General features: G+C 57.9%; 23 protein-coding genes. 13 read left to right on the top strand and 10 right to left on the bottom strand.

What is annotated here, in order from left to right:
- Window positions 1-82: 82 nt before the first annotated feature.
- Window positions 83-394, bottom strand: coding sequence for a hypothetical protein (locus NW843_RS05825; protein ID WP_414522386.1), 312 nt, complete (start codon window positions 392-394; stop codon window positions 83-85).
- A 149-nt stretch (window positions 395-543) separates the two neighbouring features.
- Between NW843_RS05825 and NW843_RS05820 the strand changes: the two genes are divergently transcribed.
- Together NW843_RS05820 and NW843_RS05815 are read left to right on the top strand one after the other, a co-directional pair.
- The gene (locus NW843_RS05820; protein WP_414342431.1) at window positions 544-945 is read left to right on the top strand and encodes a VOC family protein; all 402 of its coding nucleotides are present in this window, start codon (window positions 544-546) and stop codon (window positions 943-945) included.
- Between the two features lie 2 nt (window positions 946-947).
- Window positions 948-2564 carry an NAD(P)H-hydrate dehydratase gene (locus tag NW843_RS05815; RefSeq protein ID WP_414522385.1) on the top strand — a complete coding sequence of 539 codons (1617 nt, stop codon included), beginning with the start codon at window positions 948-950 and terminating at the stop codon, window positions 2562-2564.
- A 37-nt stretch (window positions 2565-2601) separates the two neighbouring features.
- Here NW843_RS05815 and NW843_RS05810 read toward each other — a convergent pair whose 3' ends face one another.
- The 9 genes from NW843_RS05810 to NW843_RS05770 all read right to left on the bottom strand — a co-directional run bounded on the left by NW843_RS05810 (window position 2602) and on the right by NW843_RS05770 (window position 8779).
- Entirely contained in the window at window positions 2602-3381 is a 780-nt protein-coding gene (locus NW843_RS05810; protein WP_011433638.1) for a hypothetical protein, read from the bottom strand.
- Window positions 3381-4013 (bottom strand): hypothetical protein, encoded by a 633-nt coding sequence (locus NW843_RS05805; RefSeq protein WP_414522384.1) that lies wholly within the window; start codon window positions 4011-4013, stop codon window positions 3381-3383. The genes NW843_RS05810 and NW843_RS05805 overlap by 1 nt, the downstream gene beginning before the upstream one ends.
- 18 nt (window positions 4014-4031) lie before the next feature.
- Complete coding sequence (locus NW843_RS05800; protein ID WP_414522383.1) at window positions 4032-4643, bottom strand: hypothetical protein; 612 nt, start codon at window positions 4641-4643, stop codon at window positions 4032-4034.
- A 316-nt stretch (window positions 4644-4959) separates the two neighbouring features.
- Window positions 4960-5097 carry a DUF4351 domain-containing protein gene (locus NW843_RS05795; RefSeq protein WP_414374584.1) on the bottom strand — a complete coding sequence of 46 codons (138 nt, stop codon included), beginning with the start codon at window positions 5095-5097 and terminating at the stop codon, window positions 4960-4962.
- Window positions 5098-5182: 85 nt separating this feature from the next.
- Complete coding sequence (locus NW843_RS05790; RefSeq protein ID WP_414522382.1) at window positions 5183-6016, bottom strand: undecaprenyl-diphosphate phosphatase; 834 nt, start codon at window positions 6014-6016, stop codon at window positions 5183-5185.
- A 231-nt stretch (window positions 6017-6247) separates the two neighbouring features.
- Complete coding sequence (locus NW843_RS05785) at window positions 6248-6766, bottom strand: DUF2808 domain-containing protein (RefSeq protein ID WP_414331896.1); 519 nt, start codon at window positions 6764-6766, stop codon at window positions 6248-6250.
- Between the two features lie 336 nt (window positions 6767-7102).
- Window positions 7103-7288, bottom strand: a complete 186-nt coding sequence (psbZ, locus tag NW843_RS05780; protein WP_011433643.1) for a photosystem II reaction center protein PsbZ — start codon at window positions 7286-7288, stop codon at window positions 7103-7105.
- Between the two features lie 142 nt (window positions 7289-7430).
- Window positions 7431-8123: a queuosine precursor transporter gene (locus NW843_RS05775; RefSeq protein ID WP_414522381.1), complete on the bottom strand. Its 693-nt coding sequence runs from the start codon at window positions 8121-8123 to the stop codon at window positions 7431-7433.
- Entirely contained in the window at window positions 8123-8779 is a 657-nt protein-coding gene (locus NW843_RS05770; RefSeq protein ID WP_414522380.1) for a response regulator, read from the bottom strand. Before NW843_RS05770 ends, NW843_RS05775 begins: the two co-directional genes overlap by 1 nt.
- Before the next feature lie 255 nt (window positions 8780-9034).
- On the opposite strand from NW843_RS05770, the gene NW843_RS05765 reads away from it, so the two are divergent.
- The 11 genes from NW843_RS05765 (at window position 9035) to NW843_RS05715 (ending at window position 19885) form a co-directional block, all read left to right on the top strand.
- The gene (locus tag NW843_RS05765) at window positions 9035-10153 is read left to right on the top strand and encodes a class I SAM-dependent methyltransferase (RefSeq protein ID WP_414349803.1); all 1119 of its coding nucleotides are present in this window, start codon (window positions 9035-9037) and stop codon (window positions 10151-10153) included.
- A 162-nt stretch (window positions 10154-10315) separates the two neighbouring features.
- A complete protein-coding gene (locus tag NW843_RS05760; protein WP_414522379.1) occupies window positions 10316-10777 on the top strand; it encodes a hypothetical protein in 462 nt (153 codons plus the stop codon).
- A gap of 110 nt (window positions 10778-10887) precedes the next feature.
- Entirely contained in the window at window positions 10888-11232 is a 345-nt protein-coding gene (locus tag NW843_RS05755) for an MgPME-cyclase complex family protein (RefSeq protein ID WP_414522378.1), read from the top strand.
- Between the two features lie 27 nt (window positions 11233-11259).
- The gene (locus tag NW843_RS05750) at window positions 11260-12927 is read left to right on the top strand and encodes an MFS transporter (protein ID WP_414522377.1); all 1668 of its coding nucleotides are present in this window, start codon (window positions 11260-11262) and stop codon (window positions 12925-12927) included.
- A 139-nt stretch (window positions 12928-13066) separates the two neighbouring features.
- Window positions 13067-14236, top strand: coding sequence for a glycosyltransferase family 4 protein (locus NW843_RS05745; protein ID WP_414522376.1), 1170 nt, complete (start codon window positions 13067-13069; stop codon window positions 14234-14236).
- A gap of 80 nt (window positions 14237-14316) precedes the next feature.
- Window positions 14317-16014 carry a PP2C family protein-serine/threonine phosphatase gene (locus NW843_RS05740; protein ID WP_238376753.1) on the top strand — a complete coding sequence of 566 codons (1698 nt, stop codon included), beginning with the start codon at window positions 14317-14319 and terminating at the stop codon, window positions 16012-16014.
- 471 nt (window positions 16015-16485) lie between these two features.
- On the top strand, window positions 16486-16704 hold the full coding sequence (locus NW843_RS05735; RefSeq protein ID WP_414418088.1) for a hypothetical protein: 219 nt from the start codon (window positions 16486-16488) through the stop codon (window positions 16702-16704).
- Between the two features lie 153 nt (window positions 16705-16857).
- A complete protein-coding gene (gene argH / locus NW843_RS05730; protein ID WP_414349809.1) occupies window positions 16858-18291 on the top strand; it encodes an argininosuccinate lyase in 1434 nt (477 codons plus the stop codon).
- A gap of 119 nt (window positions 18292-18410) precedes the next feature.
- Window positions 18411-18707, top strand: a complete 297-nt coding sequence (locus NW843_RS05725) for a DUF6464 family protein (RefSeq protein WP_414329336.1) — start codon at window positions 18411-18413, stop codon at window positions 18705-18707.
- 161 nt (window positions 18708-18868) lie between these two features.
- A complete protein-coding gene (locus NW843_RS05720) occupies window positions 18869-19357 on the top strand; it encodes a M67 family metallopeptidase (RefSeq protein WP_414522375.1) in 489 nt (162 codons plus the stop codon).
- 246 nt (window positions 19358-19603) lie between these two features.
- Window positions 19604-19885: a MoaD/ThiS family protein gene (locus NW843_RS05715; protein WP_011433658.1), complete on the top strand. Its 282-nt coding sequence runs from the start codon at window positions 19604-19606 to the stop codon at window positions 19883-19885.

Raw genomic sequence — 19885 nt, 5'->3', positions numbered from 1 at the left:
AGAGAAACGGAGAAAGCTGCTCCTCTATGGTACGGGGTTTGATCCCCTTTGCAAAGCGTTATATCCCCTCTCAGCTTGGCACTCAAGGCTCCAGGGGGGACGTGGACTCTGGCGACAGGATCCCGTTCGCGTTGGCGGAACGGAGTCCTTTCAAGCTCGCATCGCCGGGCCACAGACCCTGCAAGACTTGGGCAACACGGCGCCAGGGATCCAGCCGTTCCGTTCGCGTTGGCGGGACGGAGCCCTTGCTGCTTTGAGGCTCTGGAGAAGACTGCTCAGAGGGAGCGGGATCCCTTTCCTCCAGCCTCAGGGAAAGCTGCTGCAACTGCATGTAGATGCTGTTCACGGCCAGCATGGCCAAGACCGTGCCGAAAAACTTGGTGCGGGATCCCATGGGCCAACCCCTGTGCGAAAACAAAGATACGGTTGTCGCGGGTGCGCTAGCTCCACCTTAGCTTACGGGTTTGGCTTGCCGTTCGGAGAAAATATTGATGTTCGCGTCGGCCTTGCAAAGCCCCACGGTCAAGATTTCCCAACAAGACAATGACTGCCCCCCAAAAGCCAACCTATCATCACCTGCACACCGCCCTTTGGGTGAGCGATCTGGCCAGAGCCGAACATTTTTACGGAACGGTGCTTGGGATCCCCAAGGTGGAACGGTTGCCGTTTGACTTTCCCGGCGCTTGGTATCAAGTGGGTTCCTCCCAAATTCATTTAATCGTGGCCGAGGAGCCGATGGATCCACGGCAGCGAAGCGGAACGGGATCCTCAAAGTGGGGGCGTAATCCCCATGTGGCGCTGGGGGTAGATGACTTGGAAGCGGTGAAGGCTCGCCTGCGGCAGGAAGGGTATGAGGTGCAACCGAGCGCTTCCGGGCGAGCGGCAGTGTTCGTCCGGGATCCGGATGGGAATGTGATAGAGCTAAGCTCGATTAGCGCAACTTAGCCATGAGCCATCTCCCCTCAGCAATGCCGCCGGTTGCAACAGCGTTGCGTAGCGATATGGGTTCTCGTTGCCAGTTCGATCCGGCCATCAGCCTGGTCAGTTCCGCGCAGATGCAGCGCCTTGAGGGGCAGATCTTCTCTGCCGGCATGCCCGTTGCCGCTCTGATGGAGAAGGTGGGGCTGGCCGTTTTTGCCCAGCTGCAGAGGGATTTTCCGCAAGCCCAGCGCATTGGCATCCTCTGTGGGACAGGGCACAACGGTGGCGATGGGTTGGTGGTCGGGCGGGAGCTATGGCTGGCCCAAAAGTCGGTGAAGGTGTGGTTGGGCAAGCCAGAACTCAAGCCCCTAACGGCAGACCACGCCCGCTATCTCAAGGCGCTGGGGGCGGAGTTTGTGGGGCAGCTTGAGGAGCTGGCCGATTGCGATTTGCTCATCGATGCCCTGTTTGGGATCGGTTTGAACCGACCCTTGGGGGAGCCTTGGGCGGGGGCGGTGGGGTGGGCCAACGGCAGCGGCATTCCCATCCTCAGCCTGGACCTGCCCTCTGGCCTCAACGACCAAACCGGGGAAGTCTGGGGCTGCTGCATTCGCGCCAGCCATACCTATACCCTTGGCCTTTGGAAACGGGGGTTGTGGCAGGAAGCAGCTCTGCCTTGGGTGGGACGGCTGCGCCGCATCGAGTTCGGGATCCCCGCTTGGGCCTGCCCAGAGGATGAGGTTCCCCGGTTGTTGCTGCGGCCTTGGCAGCACTTTCCTGCGGATCCCCCTTTGGATACCCACAAATACCGCCAGGGATCCCTGCTAGGGGTGGCAGGCTCGGCGGCCTATGCTGGAGCAGCGGTGTTGGCGGGGCTGGGATCCCGCGCCAGTGGGGTGGGTATGGTGACGATGGCGGTGCCGGCGGAGTTGAAAGGACTGATCCACAGCGCCTTGCCAGAGGTTTTGGTTCATGCCTGGGAAGGGATCCCTTCTCTGCCGCCGGTTGCCGAGAAACCCTTTCAGGCGGTGGCCGTGGGGCCGGGCTTGGGAGAAACCCGCTTACCGCTGCTGGAACTCCTGCTGCGGGATTGGGCCGGGATCCCCTGGGTTATCGATGCCGATGGCCTCAATGCTCTGGCGGAGATGGGGGTAGAGCGCCTGCCAGAAAACGGGATCCAGGCCATCCTCACCCCCCACCTGGGGGAATTTCGGCGGCTTTTTCCGGGGATCCCGCTTGGGGATCGCATCGAGGCAGCCCAAAGGGCGGCAGCCCAGAGTGGAGCAGTGGTGGTTTTGAAAGGGGCGCGGACGGTGATCGCCTCTCCCACTGGGGAATGCTGGGTGAACCCGGAGAGCACACCGGCTTTGGCCCGCGGTGGCAGCGGCGATGTCTTGACCGGTTTGATCGGGGGCCTAGTGGCGCGAAGAAGAGCTCAAGCCGGTCAACCTTTGGACGCTCCCGCCCTGCTCAGTTGCGCCTGTGCGGGGGTGTGGTGGCATGCTCAGGCGGCTGTCCATCTGGCGCAAGAACGCGGTCTAACAGGGGTGGATCCGGCCCACCTGGCGGAGCATTTGCCCCAGGCGCTGCAAGCTCTTCAACAGGAGGAAGTTGTTCATACCGTGTCGCAGGCGGGTGAATAAATACTCTAAGTCATAGCCCAAGCCTTCCTGCTTGCTCCTACCCTCCACTAGGGGTCACCCGGTAAAGGGCACAGGAATAGAATTCTGGCTGGTTACTCGAAAGCCTTGGACAGGCCACCAAACCAAAGCCCGCATCCTCCACCACTATCTTCTCCGGCTGCAAGCTAAAATCCTGCGGGATCCGGAAAATCGGACTCAGGGATCCCTGAGGGGACACCCGTGCCAACCCACTGCGCCAAGACCCTTCTGCATCTTCCAAAAGACGACTCTGCCCCAACAAAGCCACTAAGTTGGCTCCTTGTAGGTCAATATCCCGGATGGGTACAGAATCTCCACCATTTTGTTCTCGTATCACCCGCCCATCCACCACTACCGCTAGCCCCTGACTGGGATTGGCCTTGAGAATACTCGGATTCCCTTGGTTATTGGCCAGAAAATAATACTCCTGCCCGACGAGCTTGGTTGCGGAGTTATCCGAGATAAGCGAAAACCCAGGCGGGAAAAAAGCACTCAAATCCATCACCTGAGTGGTTTGCCCTGTGGCATCCACCTGCAGCAACTCCTGACCACAACAGGAACGCAGCCAATCCCGACTTTGCCGAGCCATAATCACCGGGAAGCTATACCGGGTGAAAACGACGCTATTGCCCACCTGAACGAGGTTGGATAGGTATTCTGCAGTTCCTCTTCCGAAGGCCCCAAATGGGAGATCATCCACAAACGTCGAGACTTGGCCCTGGGCATTCACTTTGTTCAAAACCCCCACATTCCGGGTTCCAACCCCTGCATCAAAGCTCCGAGTGCCTTTCAGCAGCATCACCCCATCTTCAAATGCACCGATTCTGCGGAACCACTCTGAATAGCCTGGCCATTCATTTTTTTCTGCATTGTTTGACCAAGAAGATTAATTAGAGTTTCTTGGACATTAAACCTTTGCAATAGTGGCCTTAGAATATCATTTGCATTTGGGGCTTTTAGAAGAACACGAGCATATTGCCACGCTTGAGGGTCTGACAGTTCTGGCAGTGCTTCCCGAATCTTGAGTGCAATGGATGCAACGATTTGAAAGGTTGGGTTGTCTGCTGCTTGAGTTACATTTCCAGACGCAGTTATTCCTCCCAAAGCCATGTTGTAAGCAAGCCGATAGTTTGCGATGTCTTGCTCGAACCCAATGTTGTCTTTGAGTCGGCTCAATACATTCTCTTCGTTTCCTCCAATGGCAGCAATGATCCTATCACGATTTCTTTCTGCGTCATCTCTTGCAGTTGCTAACCCGTTAATATAGTAAATTTTAGACTTGAGGACAAGTGCAGCGGTATTGAAGCTGAAATTGGGAGAAATAACTGAGTGAATATTTGGTCTGTTTGGTAATGAGCAAGACTTGAGAATCAGTACAGACAGGCAACAGCACAATAAAACAACAAGACGAACAGTATTTCGACCGAACATCCATTTATCCTCACTAATCTAGCGAATTGGGTCAGTACATGTCGATTCTTCTGCGCCAACGACTTGTCCAGAGAACTTGGCATCAACAGTTAAATCTGCAATAACTCTTTCCTGGGTGTTAAGCATTTGAAATTGCACTTCCCTTCTTGCTTCAGCAACTTCATCAATCAGGTCGAATTCATTTGCCCCGCCAAATGCTAACCGCGCACATCGAATTGCTCGGAAACCATCAAGCACTCTTGCACGCACCTGGTCTCGACTATCCCTGTCAACATTCACGATGCTTGCCTGTAAAGCTTTGGCGTATCGCAGCATGGCCTTCCGCTTCAGCTCATCATTGGGATACCGGCGGTAAATCCAGCGCTGCACATCATCACGCACGCCATCTCCATCGGCATCAATCCCCTCCAAAGTTTGCTTCCCTTCTTCTCCAGGATCCGGTGGCAAATTGGGGAATAACCGATCCAGTTCATCGACCGGGATCATATCTGGAGAGGGATCCTCACCCGGATTTTCTGGCACAAATCCAGTAGTGGGATCAGGACTGGGCTCTTCTTCTGCACTGGGGGTAGAACCTCTCCCGCCACTGCACCCACACAGCAACACCAACACAGAAGAGAGCATCAACATAAGCAGTATCCTGAGGCCGTTCATAATCGCCTTGGTTCTAGCAGTTCAAGTGGCACAAGTGACCCCCACAGGGATCCGGCAATCCTTCTATTGGAGCTACAAGTAACACAAAATTAGGGCAGGGATCCCTAGAAGGAACTCTCTCAGGAGGATCTACCGTTCATCACCCGACAAGAGCAAGACTGGATTTGCAGCCTGATGCTCAAGCAGAAACTAACATCTGCTTCAACAAAGTGCAAGTGCGCTGCAACACACGGGCTCAATCTTTAGATTCGTCAGCGTATGATACGGAGCCCTTTTTTGAAGGGGAGAACCTTTAATGGCTGAATCCATCAAGCCAGGTGGTGAGGTCAATCAACGACTGGAACTCCAGCAAGGCTAGACCCAGCTCTTCCAAGCGCTCCACCGATAAAGACCGAATCTGAGCCTCCACCTCCTCAGGCAGGGATCCCATTTTGCCAATCTTCTCAGTGGGAAAAGCAGCCAGAAAGGAGTGACCACCTCAGGGATCCCCGTGGATTGTAGTTGACTGAGCTTGATTAGGGTCTTAGGAACCCCAGCGCTAAACCCAAGATAATAAACAAGCCAAAGCCAATCCGATAAACAATGAACAGCCAGGTGCTGCTGCGCTGCAAAAACTGAATCAGCCAATCGATAGACAAGTAGGAAAAGACGAAGGCCGAAAGCGTCCCCAACCCCTGCGGCAGCAGGGCCTCTGCCTCGAACTCGGAGATAAACTCCACAACCCCCGCCAAAAATAATGCCGGGATCCCCAGCAAGAAGGAGTAACGGGCGGCAGCCGAGCGCTGCAAATGGAGAAACAGCCCTGCCGTCAGCGTCGAGCCGGAGCGCGACACCCCAGGGATCAGGGACAAAGCTTGGGCCAGCCCCACCCAGATCCCATCCCAAATGCCTAAGCTGTGAAGGTCTCGCTGGCGTTTGCCCGTTTGCTCTGCCCAGCCCAACAACAAAGCCAAGCCGATGGCTGCAGTGGCGATCACCCACAACTGGCGGGGTGGGGATCCCCAAATGGCCTTGATGGCCCAGCCGGCAACCACAATTGGCACTGTTCCCACCAGGATCCCGACCGACAGCCGCCAAGGCTCCTGCTGGAAATTTCGTTCTCGCCAGGCTTTCCAGGAGCCCAGGAGCAACTGGCGCAGGTCAGAGGCAAAGTAGATCAGCACCGCCCCCAAACTGCCCAACTGGATCACCGCCGTAAACGAAGCTCCCGCATCCGGCCACCCCACCAAAGCCGGAAACACCCGCAGATGGGCCGTGCTGCTAATGGGCAGAAATTCGGTGATCCCTTGCACCATGCCCAAAATTAGAGCCTGCCACCAATCGGGATACCAAGTGTCAGCAAGCAACAAGGTAAACACTCCCCCACCCAAACTTGCCGGATTTGCACAATCCCCATTCTTAGAAAAACTCAGAACTCCGGCTTTTTCCAGCAGCCCATACCACGGCGAACAAACACTTGCAGAGGGATCCCACCCCAACTGGCCGGGAACTTGGGTGTCGCTGTCCCAGACCCGCAAAAGGGCTGTGCCTATAGGATCGCCGCAAAGATCAACAGTAGGTCAGATCATCGGGTCAATAGATCAGAAGCCAATCCGCTCTGGGTCTTCAATGGTAATCAGCCAGTTGCCCACATTCCGGAAGAGGGGGTTGGGTTCCGTACCCCGTACCCGCGCCTCCACACGATAGATACCGGCAGATGAAGGGTTGCGCACGTTGGAGAGCACCAGACGGATCTCCTGACCGGCAGCAATGGGTTGACGGGCCACCACCTCTAGAGAGCGAAACTCCTCGTTCCAGTACACTTGATCCAGCTCTACAGGCCGGCCTTCTACCTCCAGGCGGACACTTTCCGGATCGATGCGGCCATCGAAATTCCTGTCCCCGTTGATCTGCACTTCTGCCACCGCCACATTCTGGGGGGGAATGGTCAGGCGATAGCGATCCAAACGACTGCGAACCCCGCCAAAATCGAGCCGATAGCTGAGGACAGGTACCCCTTCACTGCCGGTGATCACCAAACCCGACTGCGCCTCTGCAGAATGGGGCACCATCAGGGATCCCAGGCTCCCCATCAACAGGCCCGCCAAGGCCAGCCTCATTCCTCGCCGAGCAAGGCCAAGTTCCTGCGAACATTTCCCTGCTCTCATCACTGCTCTCAACACCCAAACCTCCGCTGGTTGAAACACCTCAGCACCTTCAAAGCTCACTAGCGCGGCCTGTAGACAGCCTGACCGATGGCAAGCAAGGCCGACGCCTCGCCGTCCATTGTAGAGGATGGGATCCTCTCTACCGAGAGAGCCTAGGGCTCACCGGGGTGCGCAAGTACGCAGTTCTGGCAGAGATCTCAACAAGAACTTTGGGCCACCATACCCACAGTGCAGCCCCCCACAGCGCCGATTGTAACGGCAAGATGCCCCTGCCCTTCTACTGCTTCTTCACTTGAGGAAACTCAGCACCCCCACCCCGATCACCATCAGCACCCAGAGCAGGGATCCCACCAAAATCACATTCTTGGCCCGGCTCCAGTCGCTGGCTGAGCTGTAGAGCACTGGCACCGCCACCACCAAGAGCAAGCTGTAAAGCACCAACACCAACAAAGCAATTTGGAAAACGAGCATCATCTTTCGGATCCCTCACAAAAGTCTTGTCTTGGATAAAAGCTCCCGGTAACACCGGATGGCAGCAGGATAAATAGGATGACGCTCTGACTATACCAAAATAGGATCCCTCTCAAAGCCAAATCCGTTGGGGCAGTTGATGGACTCACCTGGATACAGGCTGGAGGCGGAAGGGGTTAAAGTCGGTTGCCACATCGAAGTAGTCTTCTTGTTCTTGCTGCTTTAGCCAGCCGGTAATGGCATAGGTCAGGGGCGTGAACGCCGCCTCAACGGCACACTTGAACACATAGTTGGAGAGTATTAAGCTGCCCAGGCCGGGGAACACCCCCCAGAAGGCCAAGGTGACAAACAGTCCAGTATCCACCGCTTGGCCCACCAGGGTAGAGCCGATGGTGCGCGTCCACAGCCACCGTCCCCGCGTCCACACCTTCATGCGGGCCAGTACGTAGGCGTTGGCAAAGCTGCCTCCCCAATAGGCGATTAAGCTGGCCAGGACAATGCGGGGCGTCAGGCCCAGAATCTGGTCGTAGGCTTCTTGATAGGGCCAGTCGGGGGCCGCAGGCAGGGATCCCACGATCATGAACGTTACCGACATGAGGGCCGCCGAGATAAATCCCAGCCAGATCACCCGTCGCGAGCGGGCATAGCCATAGACCTCCGTGAGGATGTCGCCAAAGATATAGCTGAGGGGGAAGAGAATGGTGCCCCCGTCAAAGGTAAAGGGCCCCAGAAGAACGATCTTGGTCGAGGCAATGTTGGAAATCAGCAGCACGGCCACAAAGAGGGCCGTCACCGCATCTAGGTGTCGATAAGCTCGCTCAAAAACCCTCTCAGACATCAGGATCCTCCTAGAAGTTTACGGATCTGTCGCAGCTCCTTGACGATCAAGGCCAAACCCTGGGCATGTCGCTCCACTTCGCCGGCGAGCTTGCTGATCTGGGCCTCCAGATTGCTGCTGCGGGATTCCTGACGCGCCAGGCATTGGTTGATCCCAGAAAGCCGCGCCACCACCTCCCGCTGGATCAAGTTTTCCGTACCTTGAATCAGCAGCGTCTCGATGGCGGTGAGCCGGTTCAGAATCAGTTGGGTGTTGGTTTCGGATCCCGGCTCCGCTGCCGCCGCAGGAGTCACCTGCAGGGCCTTTTGGATTTGAGCCAGAAGAGTCTCCGCTTCAAACGGCTTTTCGATAAAATCGAAGTCGACAAAAGGCTCAGGGATGCGGGCCGTCACCTGCTCCTTCATCCCCGACATCATGATGATGGGGGTATTTTTCAAACTGTCTTCGCGGCGAATAGCCTGCAACGTGTCATAGCCATCCATCTTGGGCATGACAAAATCCAGCAAGATCAGGTCGGGGTGATGTTTTTTGGCCGCCTCCAAACCTGTCAAGCCGTCCTTGGCCTCTAGCACTTGGAACTGATCGGCCAAGATGCTGGCCACCATCTTGCGAATCATGATGCTATCGTCAATGACCAACACCGTCTTGGTTGTCATGCTGAGGCGCTCCCTCTTCCCATTATCAAATCGACCTGATCAGCCCCTTCCTCCAGCTCATAGGGCAATCGGGGACATCCTTTTGAGGACACCACTAGAGTACTCCCCTGCTTGGCCAGATGGAGTGTGCTCAGGGATCCAATTCCGCCAGGTTTTCCCCGCGCCCAGCGGCTGCCGGCCCGGCGTGGCCGCCTTGCTATAATTAAGTGTAAACAAACGTTAAGCCTTCATTCTTCATTCGCACCTTGCAGGGTTATGAGCCTACAACTAAGTCCTGAGCTGTCGCTGCCGATCCCATCTCCAGTCGGAGAAGCTGCCTACCGCGCTTTTCAGTGGGGCAAAAACATCTTCGGCTTTGCCCACAAAGCGCTCTCCACCCAAGCTTCGGATCTGATGCTCTCGGTGCTCAGGGATCTGCAAAGCTTCTCCTCCGGAAGAACCCCGCCGCCGCGGGCCAAGGTGCGGGTGAGCGCTGACACGCTACAGGTGTTGCGGGCCCGTTATGAACAACTCCTGCAAGCGGACTGGCAAGATGCTGAGGCAGGGTACTACCCTCACGCGCTCCTGTTCGACAACCCCTGGCTGGACTTTGCCCGCTATTACCCACAGGTGTGGTTGGATTTGCCGCAAATTACTCGGCGGGTTCACAGCAAGCGTTACCAAGAGTTTTCTCAAGACATCTCCACCGAGGGCTATCCGAAATACTACCTGCAAAATTTCCATTACCAAACCAACGGCTATCTGAGCGACAGCTCGGCTGAGCTTTATGACCTGCAGGTGGAGCTGCTGTTTGGGGGCACAGCGGACGCGATGCGCCGTCGGGTGATTCGCCTGCTCAAAGATGCCTTGGATCCCACCTTGGTCAGCCCCCACATCCTCGATGTAGCTTGTGGCACGGGGCGGATGCTGCGCCTACTGCGGGGATCCCTGCCCAAAGCGGCTTTGTATGGCCTGGATCTTTCTCCTGCCTATCTGCGCAAGGCCAACCGACTCTTGCAGGAGCTGCCGGGGGAACTGCCCCAGCTTATCCGCGCCAACGCCGAGGCCATGCCCTATGCCGATGCCACCTTTGACGCCGTCATCAGCGTTTTTCTCTTTCATGAGCTGCCTGGCCCGGCCAGACAAAATGTCATCAACGAGATGAGTCGGGTGGTGAAGCCAGGGGGCGTGGTGGTCATCTGCGACTCGGTGCAACTGCTGGATTCGCCAGAGCTGAAGGAGACGATGGAAGCCTTTATGCAAACCTTCCACGAACCCTACTACCGCGACTACATCCACGACGATCTGGGGGTGCGCCTGCAGCAGGCAGGCTGTGCGGTGCTGCGCCGGGAGACTCACTATGTCAGCACCTACACCCTAGCCCGTAAAGGTTGAGCGCCCCTTCCACAAGCTTAAGAGAAGGAGTAAGTCGGCGGCCACTTGTCCAGAGGGTGTATAGTAGTTTTAGACACGAAACCTTGGATAAGAAGACGGGTCACTAACTGGGTAACCCTTGGGTGCAAGTCCGTCTAAGATCTTTTTCTTGTGCTTAGGCTCATGTCTCACCCTCATGGATCCCTCCGCGCCGGCATTACTGCTCTCAAGCAGGAGCGCTACCTGGAGGCGATCAACCTTCTCGAGTCGTTCTGCTACTGCTGTTCCATCCAAGAGAGACAGGAGCACCGCCTGAGCGAGCGCAATGGCTCGAGGGCAAATCCGGAAGAATGCGTTTTGGCTCGTGTGGCTCTGATTATGGCTTATCAGGGCAGCGGCGACTTGGAGCGGTCAACCGCCCTCTGCCAAGAGCTGTTGGAGCAGAAGGAAACTCCTGAGTCCGCTCCTTGGGCTTGGGAGTGGGCAGCTCAGGCTCTGCCGACCCTCAAGCAGGCTTCAGAACACTCCATGCCCCCTGAGGAAGTGATGGCGCGGCTGCCCGTTCTCCAGCAGTTGGAAGACTGTCAGCCCCTGTGTAGCTCCCGCGATCCGGCCCCGCACCTGCTCAAATCTGCCCATCTCTAAAGGATAGAGCCAGAGCTCGCAGCGGAAGCCGTGGACGCCCGACTCTGGCCTTTACTCTTGCATAGTTTCACAGCTTGATAGTTTCACAGCGACCTAGCGATCTTAGTCTTATGTCTGCAGCCGAACTGGCCACCTATCATTTTGTCGTTGCCAGCCTGTCCTTCTTGCGTTCTGAGCCCCTGGAAGAGGTGTTGGAGGAGCGTCGTCGATACTGCGAGGAGCGCCATTGCCCTGTCGATTTCTTCTGGGTGCCCCAGCCGGCCTTCATGGAAGCTCCAGAGTTAAAGCCCCTGCGGGACAAGTTGAAGGAGCCCCTGGGGGCAGTGGTATCCACCAACGCGGATTTTATTCGTTGGCTGAGCCTGCGCTTAACCTTTGTAGAGAAGGGCAGCTTTGTGGCTCCAAGCGAGTCGATCCCGGATCCCTTGCGCTCCTTGTCTGCCGCAGGAAGCTAGGCCTGCCGATTCCCAAGATTTGGGTTGGTGGATTGGAAGGCGGGCCAAGATAAGATCGGGGCACCCCATTTCCACTTTTGTTTGCTGACGGGATCCCATTCTGTTGTGGGGCCGACGTCGGGGAAATGGGCAGGTCACCTGGGGAGCATGATGACTTTGGAGCAACGATGGGGCTGGCCGGAGGGAGGGGCAGGGATCTGCCACCCCAGTTCCCCTCTCCAGAATCCCCCACCTGCGTCAACGCCAACTTGGGGGCTGAAGTCAGAAGCTCTCTTGCCTGAGCCGACAGCAAGCCCCGCCCTCAGCTCGCCGGAGTGTTCTCCTGGGGATCCCCTGCCGGAGCCACCTCCTGAGGATCCCGAAAAGGGGCAAAAAGCAGAGAAGGAAGATCAAGGTCTGGCTGAGCCGGGCCTGAGAAACTTTCTTGCCGTGCTGCGCCGACGCAATTTCCTGCTGCTGTGGATGGGGCAGGCGTGTTCCCAGTTGGCGGACAAGGTGTTATTGGTGCTGCTGATTGGCTTGGTTGCCCGCGAATTTCAACCCGAAGGGGCTTCCATCAGCGGTCAGGTTTCGGCCATCATGCTGGCTTTTACGCTGCCGGCGATGCTATTGGGCAGCCTGGCGGGGGTGTTTGTGGATCGCTGGCTAAAAAAAGGAGTGTTGGTGCTCTCCAACCTGGGGCGTGGGATCCTAGTGCTGCTGTTGCCGCCGCTGCTCTGGCTCACTGCCGGGCGCGACCTTTGGCCGGGGATCCCCTTGGGGTTTGCGGGGCTGTTGCTGGTGAGCTTTGCCGTCTCGGTTCTGACCCAGTTTTTTGCTCCTGCCGAGCAGGCGACTTTGCCCCTGATCCTGCCGAAGCGAGAGCTGCTGGCGGCCAACTCCCTGTACACCACCACGATGATGGCTTCGCTGATCGTCGGGTTTGCCGTGGGGGAGCCGCTGTTAACCCTGGCAGATCGTTGGGTACGCCATTGGTTGCCGGGCTGGGAAGTGGGGCCGGAGCTGTTGGTGGGGGGAGCCTACCTCTTGGCGGGATCCCTGCTATTGCTGCTGCAACCCCACGAGAAGCTAGAGCCCCGGCGTTGGGAAGTCCCTCACCTCTGGGAAGATCTCCGCTTGGGCCTGCACTATGTCGGCCAGATGCCCCTGATCCGAGCTGCTTTGGTGCAGGTGGTGGTGCTCTACTCGCTGTTTGCGGCGCTGGCAGTGTTGGCGGTGCGCATGGCCGAAGTGATGGCAGAGCTGAAGCCGGATCAGTTCGGGGTGTTGTTGGCCGCTGCTGGCCTGGGCATGGGGATCGGCGCCTTTTGGGTGGGCCATACGGGCCGACGGGTGAGCCGCCGCGCCTGGATTGGCCTGGGATCCCTGCTGCTCTGTGGGGCTCTGGCAGCCCTCTCCTGGACGACCCACTGGTTGCTGCCCAGCTTGGGCTGGATTGCCCTGTTGGGCTGTGGGGGGGCTTTGGTGGCGGTGCCGATGCAAACCTTGATCCAAGAGGAAACGCCTGACCATCTGCGAGGCAAGATCTTTGGGCTCCAGAACAACGCCGCCAACATTGCCCTCAGTTTGCCGCTGGTGTTTACGGGATTGGCGGAAGCTTGCTTTGGCCTTCCCTGGATGTTTGTGGCCCTGGCTGTTCTGACGGGGCTGGCGGGGCTGTACACCTGGAGCTTATTGGGCAGAGAGGCCCCCTAAATCCTGCCGCAGCGCCAGGCTGGATACCCTCTTCTGGGGGAACGGGCCAAGGCAGGAGCCAACTCTGCTACTCTTGTAGAGGTTTAAGAATCGAGACTCCCTTTGCAGCTCAGCGTTTCAGCTCCGCGGGGATCCGCCCATGCACATCGCCTGGATAGGCAAAAAGACACCTTTCTGTGGCAACGTCACCTATAGCCGCGAGATGACCAACGGCCTTTTGGATCGAGGGCATCAAGTGAGCTTTTTTCACTTCACCAACGAGGGCCAACCGCCCGCCCTGGATCCTGGAGGTGAAGGCTGGAGGGCGGAGCTGGATCGTCGAGACGTTTCCCTCCCCTGTCTGTACAAGTCGCAGATTTACACGATCCCGGCCCCCAACGCCAAGCGGTTGCTCACCCAGGCCCTCAAGGAATTGCAGCCGGATCTGGTACATGCCTCCTTGACCATTTCTCCCATCGACTTTGTGCTGCCGGAGATCTGTGCTGAGCTCAACCAGCCGCTGGTGGCCACCTTCCACCCGGCCTTCGACCGGCGGCGGCGCAACATCGCCTCTCGCACCCAATACTTGGCCTACCAGCTCTACGCCCCGTGTTTGGCCAACTATCACCGCACCATTATCTTCTCGGAAACGCAACGGGAGATCTTGGTCAAACTGGGGGTGAGCCCCCAGCAGGTGGTGGTCATTCCCAATGGTGTGGATGTGGACAAGTACGCGCCTGGGCCCTCCACCCTCAAACAGCGGTTGGGACTGGAGCGGATCTTCGTCTATCAAGGGCGGGTCTCGCCGGAAAAAAACCTGGAAGCCCTACTCAAGGCTTGGAAACACGCCCAAATGGGGGAGAAGTGTGGTCTGCTGATCGTGGGGGATGGGCCACTGCTCAACACCCTCAAGCCCTGCTACACCCTTCAACATGGGATCCACTGGCTGGGCTATATTGCCGACGAGCAGCAGCGCATCGAGATCTTGCGAGGGGCTGATGTGTTTGTTTTGCCCTCCTTGATCGAGGGGCTCTCTTTGTCGCTGCTGGAGGCGATGGCCTGTGGGGTGGCAGCGGTAGCCACCGATGTGGGTGCCGATGGAGAGGTTTTGGCCGATGGAGCCGGGATCCTGCTGGATCCGACACGGGTGACGGCGGAGCTGCAAACGCTGTTGCCTTTGCTGCGGGATCAACGGGAGTTTACCCAACTGCTGGGGATGAAGGCCCGCCAGCGGGTGCTGGAGCGCTATACCCTCAGCCACAACATCAACCAGGTGGAACAGCTCTACCGGGAACTGTGCCAGGGATCCCGTCAGCATCGCTGGGTGTGAGGGATGAGTGTGATGAAGCTTGTGATATTTTTGCTAAGCTGTTTCGTTACGTTTCCAAGGGATTAACGCCAGTCTTCCCGATGGATGATCACAGCCCCCAAAAGGCCGTTTTAGGGCAGCCCCCTGCCGGGCTGTCAGATTCTTTGTGGTCAGAGTCCTTGCTGGCCCAGGATTCGGGCAAAAATCCCCTCCCCCCCAATGCTCCGTCGCTGTCGCCCACGGACAATTCGGGGGACTTGCGCTCAGCTCAGACCGGCCAGGATGAGGATCCCACCTCTTCAGGTGCCGTTGCGTCCGATGATAGAGAGCTGCCGGAGGTCAAGCCGGCCATTGTGCCTGCCCCTGCAATGCCGGATCGGGTGGCAGAACTGGAGAGAGAACACCATCGGATGCAGTATCTGCTGGCGTGGCTGGCTTTTGCTCTGCGCTCTTTTAACAACTTGAACCAGATCCTGGAGCTGACGGCTTTTGTGGCCAGCCAACTGACCGATGCCGAAGGCGGAGCCCTGGTTTTGTTCAATCCCAACGGCACCATCCAGTTGGATCAACTGCATTGCTCTGATCTCAATCACCGCGAGCAGATTCGGGCTGAGATGGAGCAAATTACCCAGACCCTCTCGGCTCAAGAGCCCATTCTCAAAACGGAGGGATCCCTGTCTGTTAAGATCCCTGCCCTTGAACACCTCTTGGACGAACGGTTCCGCCAGAGCTTGGGGCCGGATGTACGCCTTTTCGGCACGCCGCTGCTGATTCGCAACTCTGTCCAGGGTCGCTTGTACGTCTTCAGCCGTCAGCCTGGCTACCACTGGGATGAACGTCGCCAACAACTGTTGCGCTTGGTCGCCGATCAGGCAGGGGTGGCCATCGAAAATGACCGCTTGACGGCAGCCTTGCGCCGCAAGATGGCCCTGGAAAAAGAAATGGAGATTGGCTCTTACATCCAGACCCAACTGCTACCTCGGGAGTGCCCTCAAGTCAAGGGGATTCGCTTGGCAGCCCGTTGCCGGGTGGCCAGCAAAGTGGGGGGCGACTACTATGACTTCATCAAGATTCCCGGCGAACGCCTGGAAACATCCGACTCATCTGAAGAAACGGCAGGCTTTCGCTTGGCCATCGTCATTGGGGATGTGATGGGCAAAGGGGTGCCCGCCGGCCTGTTGATGACCATGACCCGCGCCATGGTGCGGGCGGAGGCCCTCAACCGCCATTCGCCGGCCCGTGTTCTGCAACATCTGAACCGGGCCATGTACAGTGACCTGGAAAACTCCAATCGCTTCATCAGCCTGTTTTATTCGGAGTACGATCCCCGCTCCCATCGCCTCTGCTTCAGCAACGCGGCCCACAACCCCACCCTGTGGTGGCAGGCCCGCACCCGAGAAATTCAACCCCTGGACACAGAGGGGGCGCTGATCGGCTTGGAAGAAAACAGCCACTACTCGGAAAGCTGCGTGCAACTGCAACCCGGGGATGTGGTGGTGTACTACACCGATGGCTACACGGAGACAGCCAACACCCGCGGCGAGCGCTTGGAAACCTCTGGGCTGATGGACGCCATCCAGTACGCTGCCCGTCGCTACGACTCCCCCGAAGACATCTTGGAGAGCTTGTTTGAGCAGATGGATGCCTTCCGAGGCCGCCGGGGATCCCACCCTCTTCCCCTATGGCTGCCCGAGGATCCAGAGCTCCTGTTGCAGGACGAGATTTCCCTGCGGCCTGAGCCCGTGGACGACACAACGCTGGTGGTGTTGAAGGTGTTGCCCGACTCCGAGCCAGCCTAGCTAAAAAAGTTCAAACTCAGGGTTAATGACAGCAGGCCGCAACGCTCACAATAGCTCAAGCAAGCTACTCAACGCTACTGGGCTGGGCAGCAACGGTGGGTTGGTTGACGTGGTTTTGCCGGACTACTAGGCTAGTTGGTTAGTTCTGGCATGCGTTCTGCATGGGCTAAAGCCTGCTCCAGCTTTAGTCTGTGTGGCTCTCTCAGAGAGCAAGGAGCGGCTACCTGCAGCTTGCGGGGAAGTCACGCCTGTGGAGATCCCTCTGGCGGGGCAGTGGGGGTGATCTCTGCTGCCAGCCATAGTTCGTTAAGGCAGGAAGAAAGCAGAAGCGCGGCAGACGCTGAGCACTCCGCGCCGCCGGTGCGAGTGGAAGTGTTTGTTGGCGTTTCGTAGGTCTTTCAGAGCGGTACGCTCTAGCTGGTGGAGCTACCAGGTTGGCTGCACTGTGTTATCTACACCTGAGGTACAACCATGAACTTCTCTCCTTCTGGGTCTGAAACCGCCTCGGTTTACTTGCCGGCCCCCGCGGCTTTCCAGACGGAAATGATTGTCGGGCAGGTGTTCCGACAGGATGTGCTGGGTGATATCCGCAAGGGTTGGAATGGCTTTGTGGAATCGGGCCAAATTTGGGCGCTTTTGATAGGGATCGTAGTGGGCTACATGCTCAAGAGCATCACCAGCTCCCACTAGGGCCTTGTCACCATCGCTCTAGCTGGATCCATTGGGCCTGGGCCGGCGAGGTTTTGGCCGTCGGCGGTCGGTTTCTGTGTTTTTTCTCCACAACTGCAGTGGGGTCTTCCTACGGTGGTCAATCCTTCTCCCCATTCTTCCGGTTCCCAGCCGATGTCTGAGCCGACGGTAACTTCCACCCCTCGCCCCTGGAGCCAGCGCTTTGAGGGATCCCTGCACCCTGCCATTGCCCGCTTCAACGCCAGTATCGGCTTCGACATCCGCCTGCTGCCCTACGATGTGGCCGGATCCCTGGCTCATGTGCAGATGTTGGCCGCTTGTGGCATCCTGACCCAGCAAGAGGCCGACCAGATCCGGTGGGGATTGGAGCAGATCCAACAGGAAGCGGCTGCCGGCACCTTCCGGCCCGATCCAGAGGCAGAGGATGTCCACTACGCCGTCGAGCGTCGTTTGGTGGCTTTGGTGGGGGAAGTGGGAAAAAAACTGCATACCGGGCGCTCCCGCAATGACCAAGTGGCCACCGATCTGCGTCTCTATCTGCGGGATCAAATCGATCACCTTCGTCAAGCCCTCTGGGAGCTGCGCGGAGTTTTGTTGGACTTGGCTGAGCGGCATCTGGAGACAATCCTGCCCGGCTACACCCATCTGCAACGGGCTCAGCCGATTAGCTTGGCCCACCACCTCTTGGCCTATGAAGAAATGTTCTGGCGAGACTGGCAACGGCTGGGGCGGGTGCGGGAAGAGGTGAATGTCTGCCCCCTCGGATCCGGGGCTTTGGCCGGCACTTCTCTGCCCATCGATCGGCAGCTCACCGCCCATCTGCTGGGATTTGAGCGGATCAGCGCCAACAGCTTGGATGCCGTCAGCGACCGGGACTACCTGGTGGAGTTCCACGCTGCCGCCAGCTTGATTTTGGTGCATCTCAGCCGCCTCTCGGAAGAGATGATCCTCTGGGCTTCCCAGGAGTTCGGCTTTGTCACCCTCACCGATGCCTGTGCCACCGGCTCCAGCCTCATGCCCCAGAAGAAAAATCCCGATGTGCCGGAGCTGGTGCGCGGCAAGGCGGGGCGGGTGTTTGGCCATCTCCAGGCTTTGTTGGTCACCTTGAAGGGGCTGCCGCTGGCCTACAACAAAGACCTCCAAGAAGACAAAGAGGGGCTATTCGACACGGTCGATACCCTGAAAGCCTGCCTAGAGGCGATGACCCTTCTGCTGCGGGAAGGGATCCAATTTCAACCTGAGCGCATGGCGGCTGCTGTGCAGGAAGATTTCTCCAACGCCACCGATGTGGCCGACTACCTGGTGCGCAAAGGGATCCCCTTTCGCACAGCCCATGATTTGGTGGGGCAGATTGTGCGCATTTGTTTGGCAGAGGGGATCCTGCTGCGGGATCTGCCCTTGGAGCGCTGGAAAACCTTCCACCCGGCCTTTGAGGCGGACATTTTGACGGCCATTGAGCCCCGCCAGGTGGTGGCCACGCGGCTCAGCGCCGGGGGAACGGGCTTTGCTGTGGTGCGAGAAGCCCTGCAACGGGCCCAGGCCCGCCACCAGCAGCCAGAGCCATCGGAAGAAACTCCACAAACTTAAACTGAACTCAAGGAGAGTTTGCAATTCTTGGGTTCTTCTCGCCAGTGTGTGCCATCCTGAGGTTCTCAGCCATCCAACGCAACTCCCAGCCTGTTGGCCTCTTCCTTGGGTATCGTTCCATGTTGGATAACCTCACCGCCCACGTCCTCGAAAATGCGGCCAAGCGTCGCTGGCGGGAACGCGCCTACAGCCGATTTTTGCAAGATTGGCGACGGCAAGTGGTGCTGCTGCGCCGTCAACGGGCCGGCGAATTTGGCCCACCCCTGGGGGATCCCTCTTGTGTTTTCAGTGCCCACTCGGCTTGGTTGCGCTGTGCCGTCCATCCCCAAGGGCCGTGCCAGGGTTGCCCCCACTATGCCCCCGTCACCCCTCCAAAGCCAGAGCCACCTCTGGGTTCACTCGATGGACGGGTCTGACCGCGCCACACTGGTGGCCGAACATTTTCAGCAGCGGCGGCCTCTGCGGAACGGCCTGCCCGTTGCGCCCCAATGGCATCCGCTGTAGCTAAGTTGAGGGATCCCCGGCCAACTTGTGCCAGAATAAAAGAACGGTAACTCCATCGGCAAAGGCGAGATTCATGGCCCTCTACCTCTCGGCAGACCACCTTCACAGCATCCGCCAGCACGGCGAACAAGCCTTTCCCCACGAGAGCTGCGGCATTTTAATTGGGGAAATCCGGGGATCCGACAAGATCATCCACGAGCTTTGGGCAGTAGCCAACACCTGGGATCAAGCGGAAAACCCTCTGGCAGACGGAGAATCCAGCCGCCGCCGCTTCTTGATCGATCCGGCGGATTTCAAGCGGGCCAACGACCATGCGGTGCGCAAAGGGCTGGGGATCCTGGGCACCTATCATTCCCATCCCAACCATGCGGCCATTCCCTCCGAGTTTGATCGGCAGCATGCTTTTCCTTGGGGCTTTTCCTGTGTGATCGTCAGTGTGCGCGAGGGCAAGGCAGAAGAGGTGGTGAGCTGGGTTTTGGATGAGCAGGAGCAGCCCCAACGGGAGCCGATGCAGATGCTGGAAGACATTCGCATCCCCCCGCTCCCGGCTTTGGCAAGCTAGAGTCGTTTGGGCTTTGCCGCTGTTTGAGGCTGAAGTTCACGGCTAAGTTCAGTTGGGATCCTTGAAAGCTGGGATGGGCGCCACCGGAAAAAGCGGTAGTCTAGTGCTGAACCTTGTCTGTAACATAGCTGAATCCTCAAAGTCAGTAGACAGCCCCAACAAGATCGACAAACGGATAGGTCAGCCCAGATCCTCTGGATCCTCAAAAGTCTCCAGTAGATATCCAAGATCTCTCCCCGAACTCCCATGGCAACCAAAGTTCTGATCCCCTCTCCCCTGCGCCCCTACACCGACAACCTGGAGGCTGTCGAGATCGAGGGCAGCAATGTCGGCGAAGTGATGGGCAACCTCATCGCCCGCTATGGCGAGCTGAAGCGCCACCTCTACACCGAGGATGGGAAGCTGCGCAATTTTGTCAATGTCTACCTCAACGACGAGGATGTGCGCACGTTGCCCCAAGGCAACAACACCCCCGTGGGAGAACAAGCCGTCATCAGCATCGTTCCCGCTATTGCTGGAGGGTTGTGA

Origin of the sequence: Synechococcus sp. R5-12, from assembly GCF_047502655.1 — a bacterium.
Classification (GTDB): domain Bacteria; phylum Cyanobacteriota; class Cyanobacteriia; order Thermostichales; family Thermostichaceae; genus Thermostichus.
This window is presented reverse-complemented; position numbering and strand designations above follow the sequence as displayed.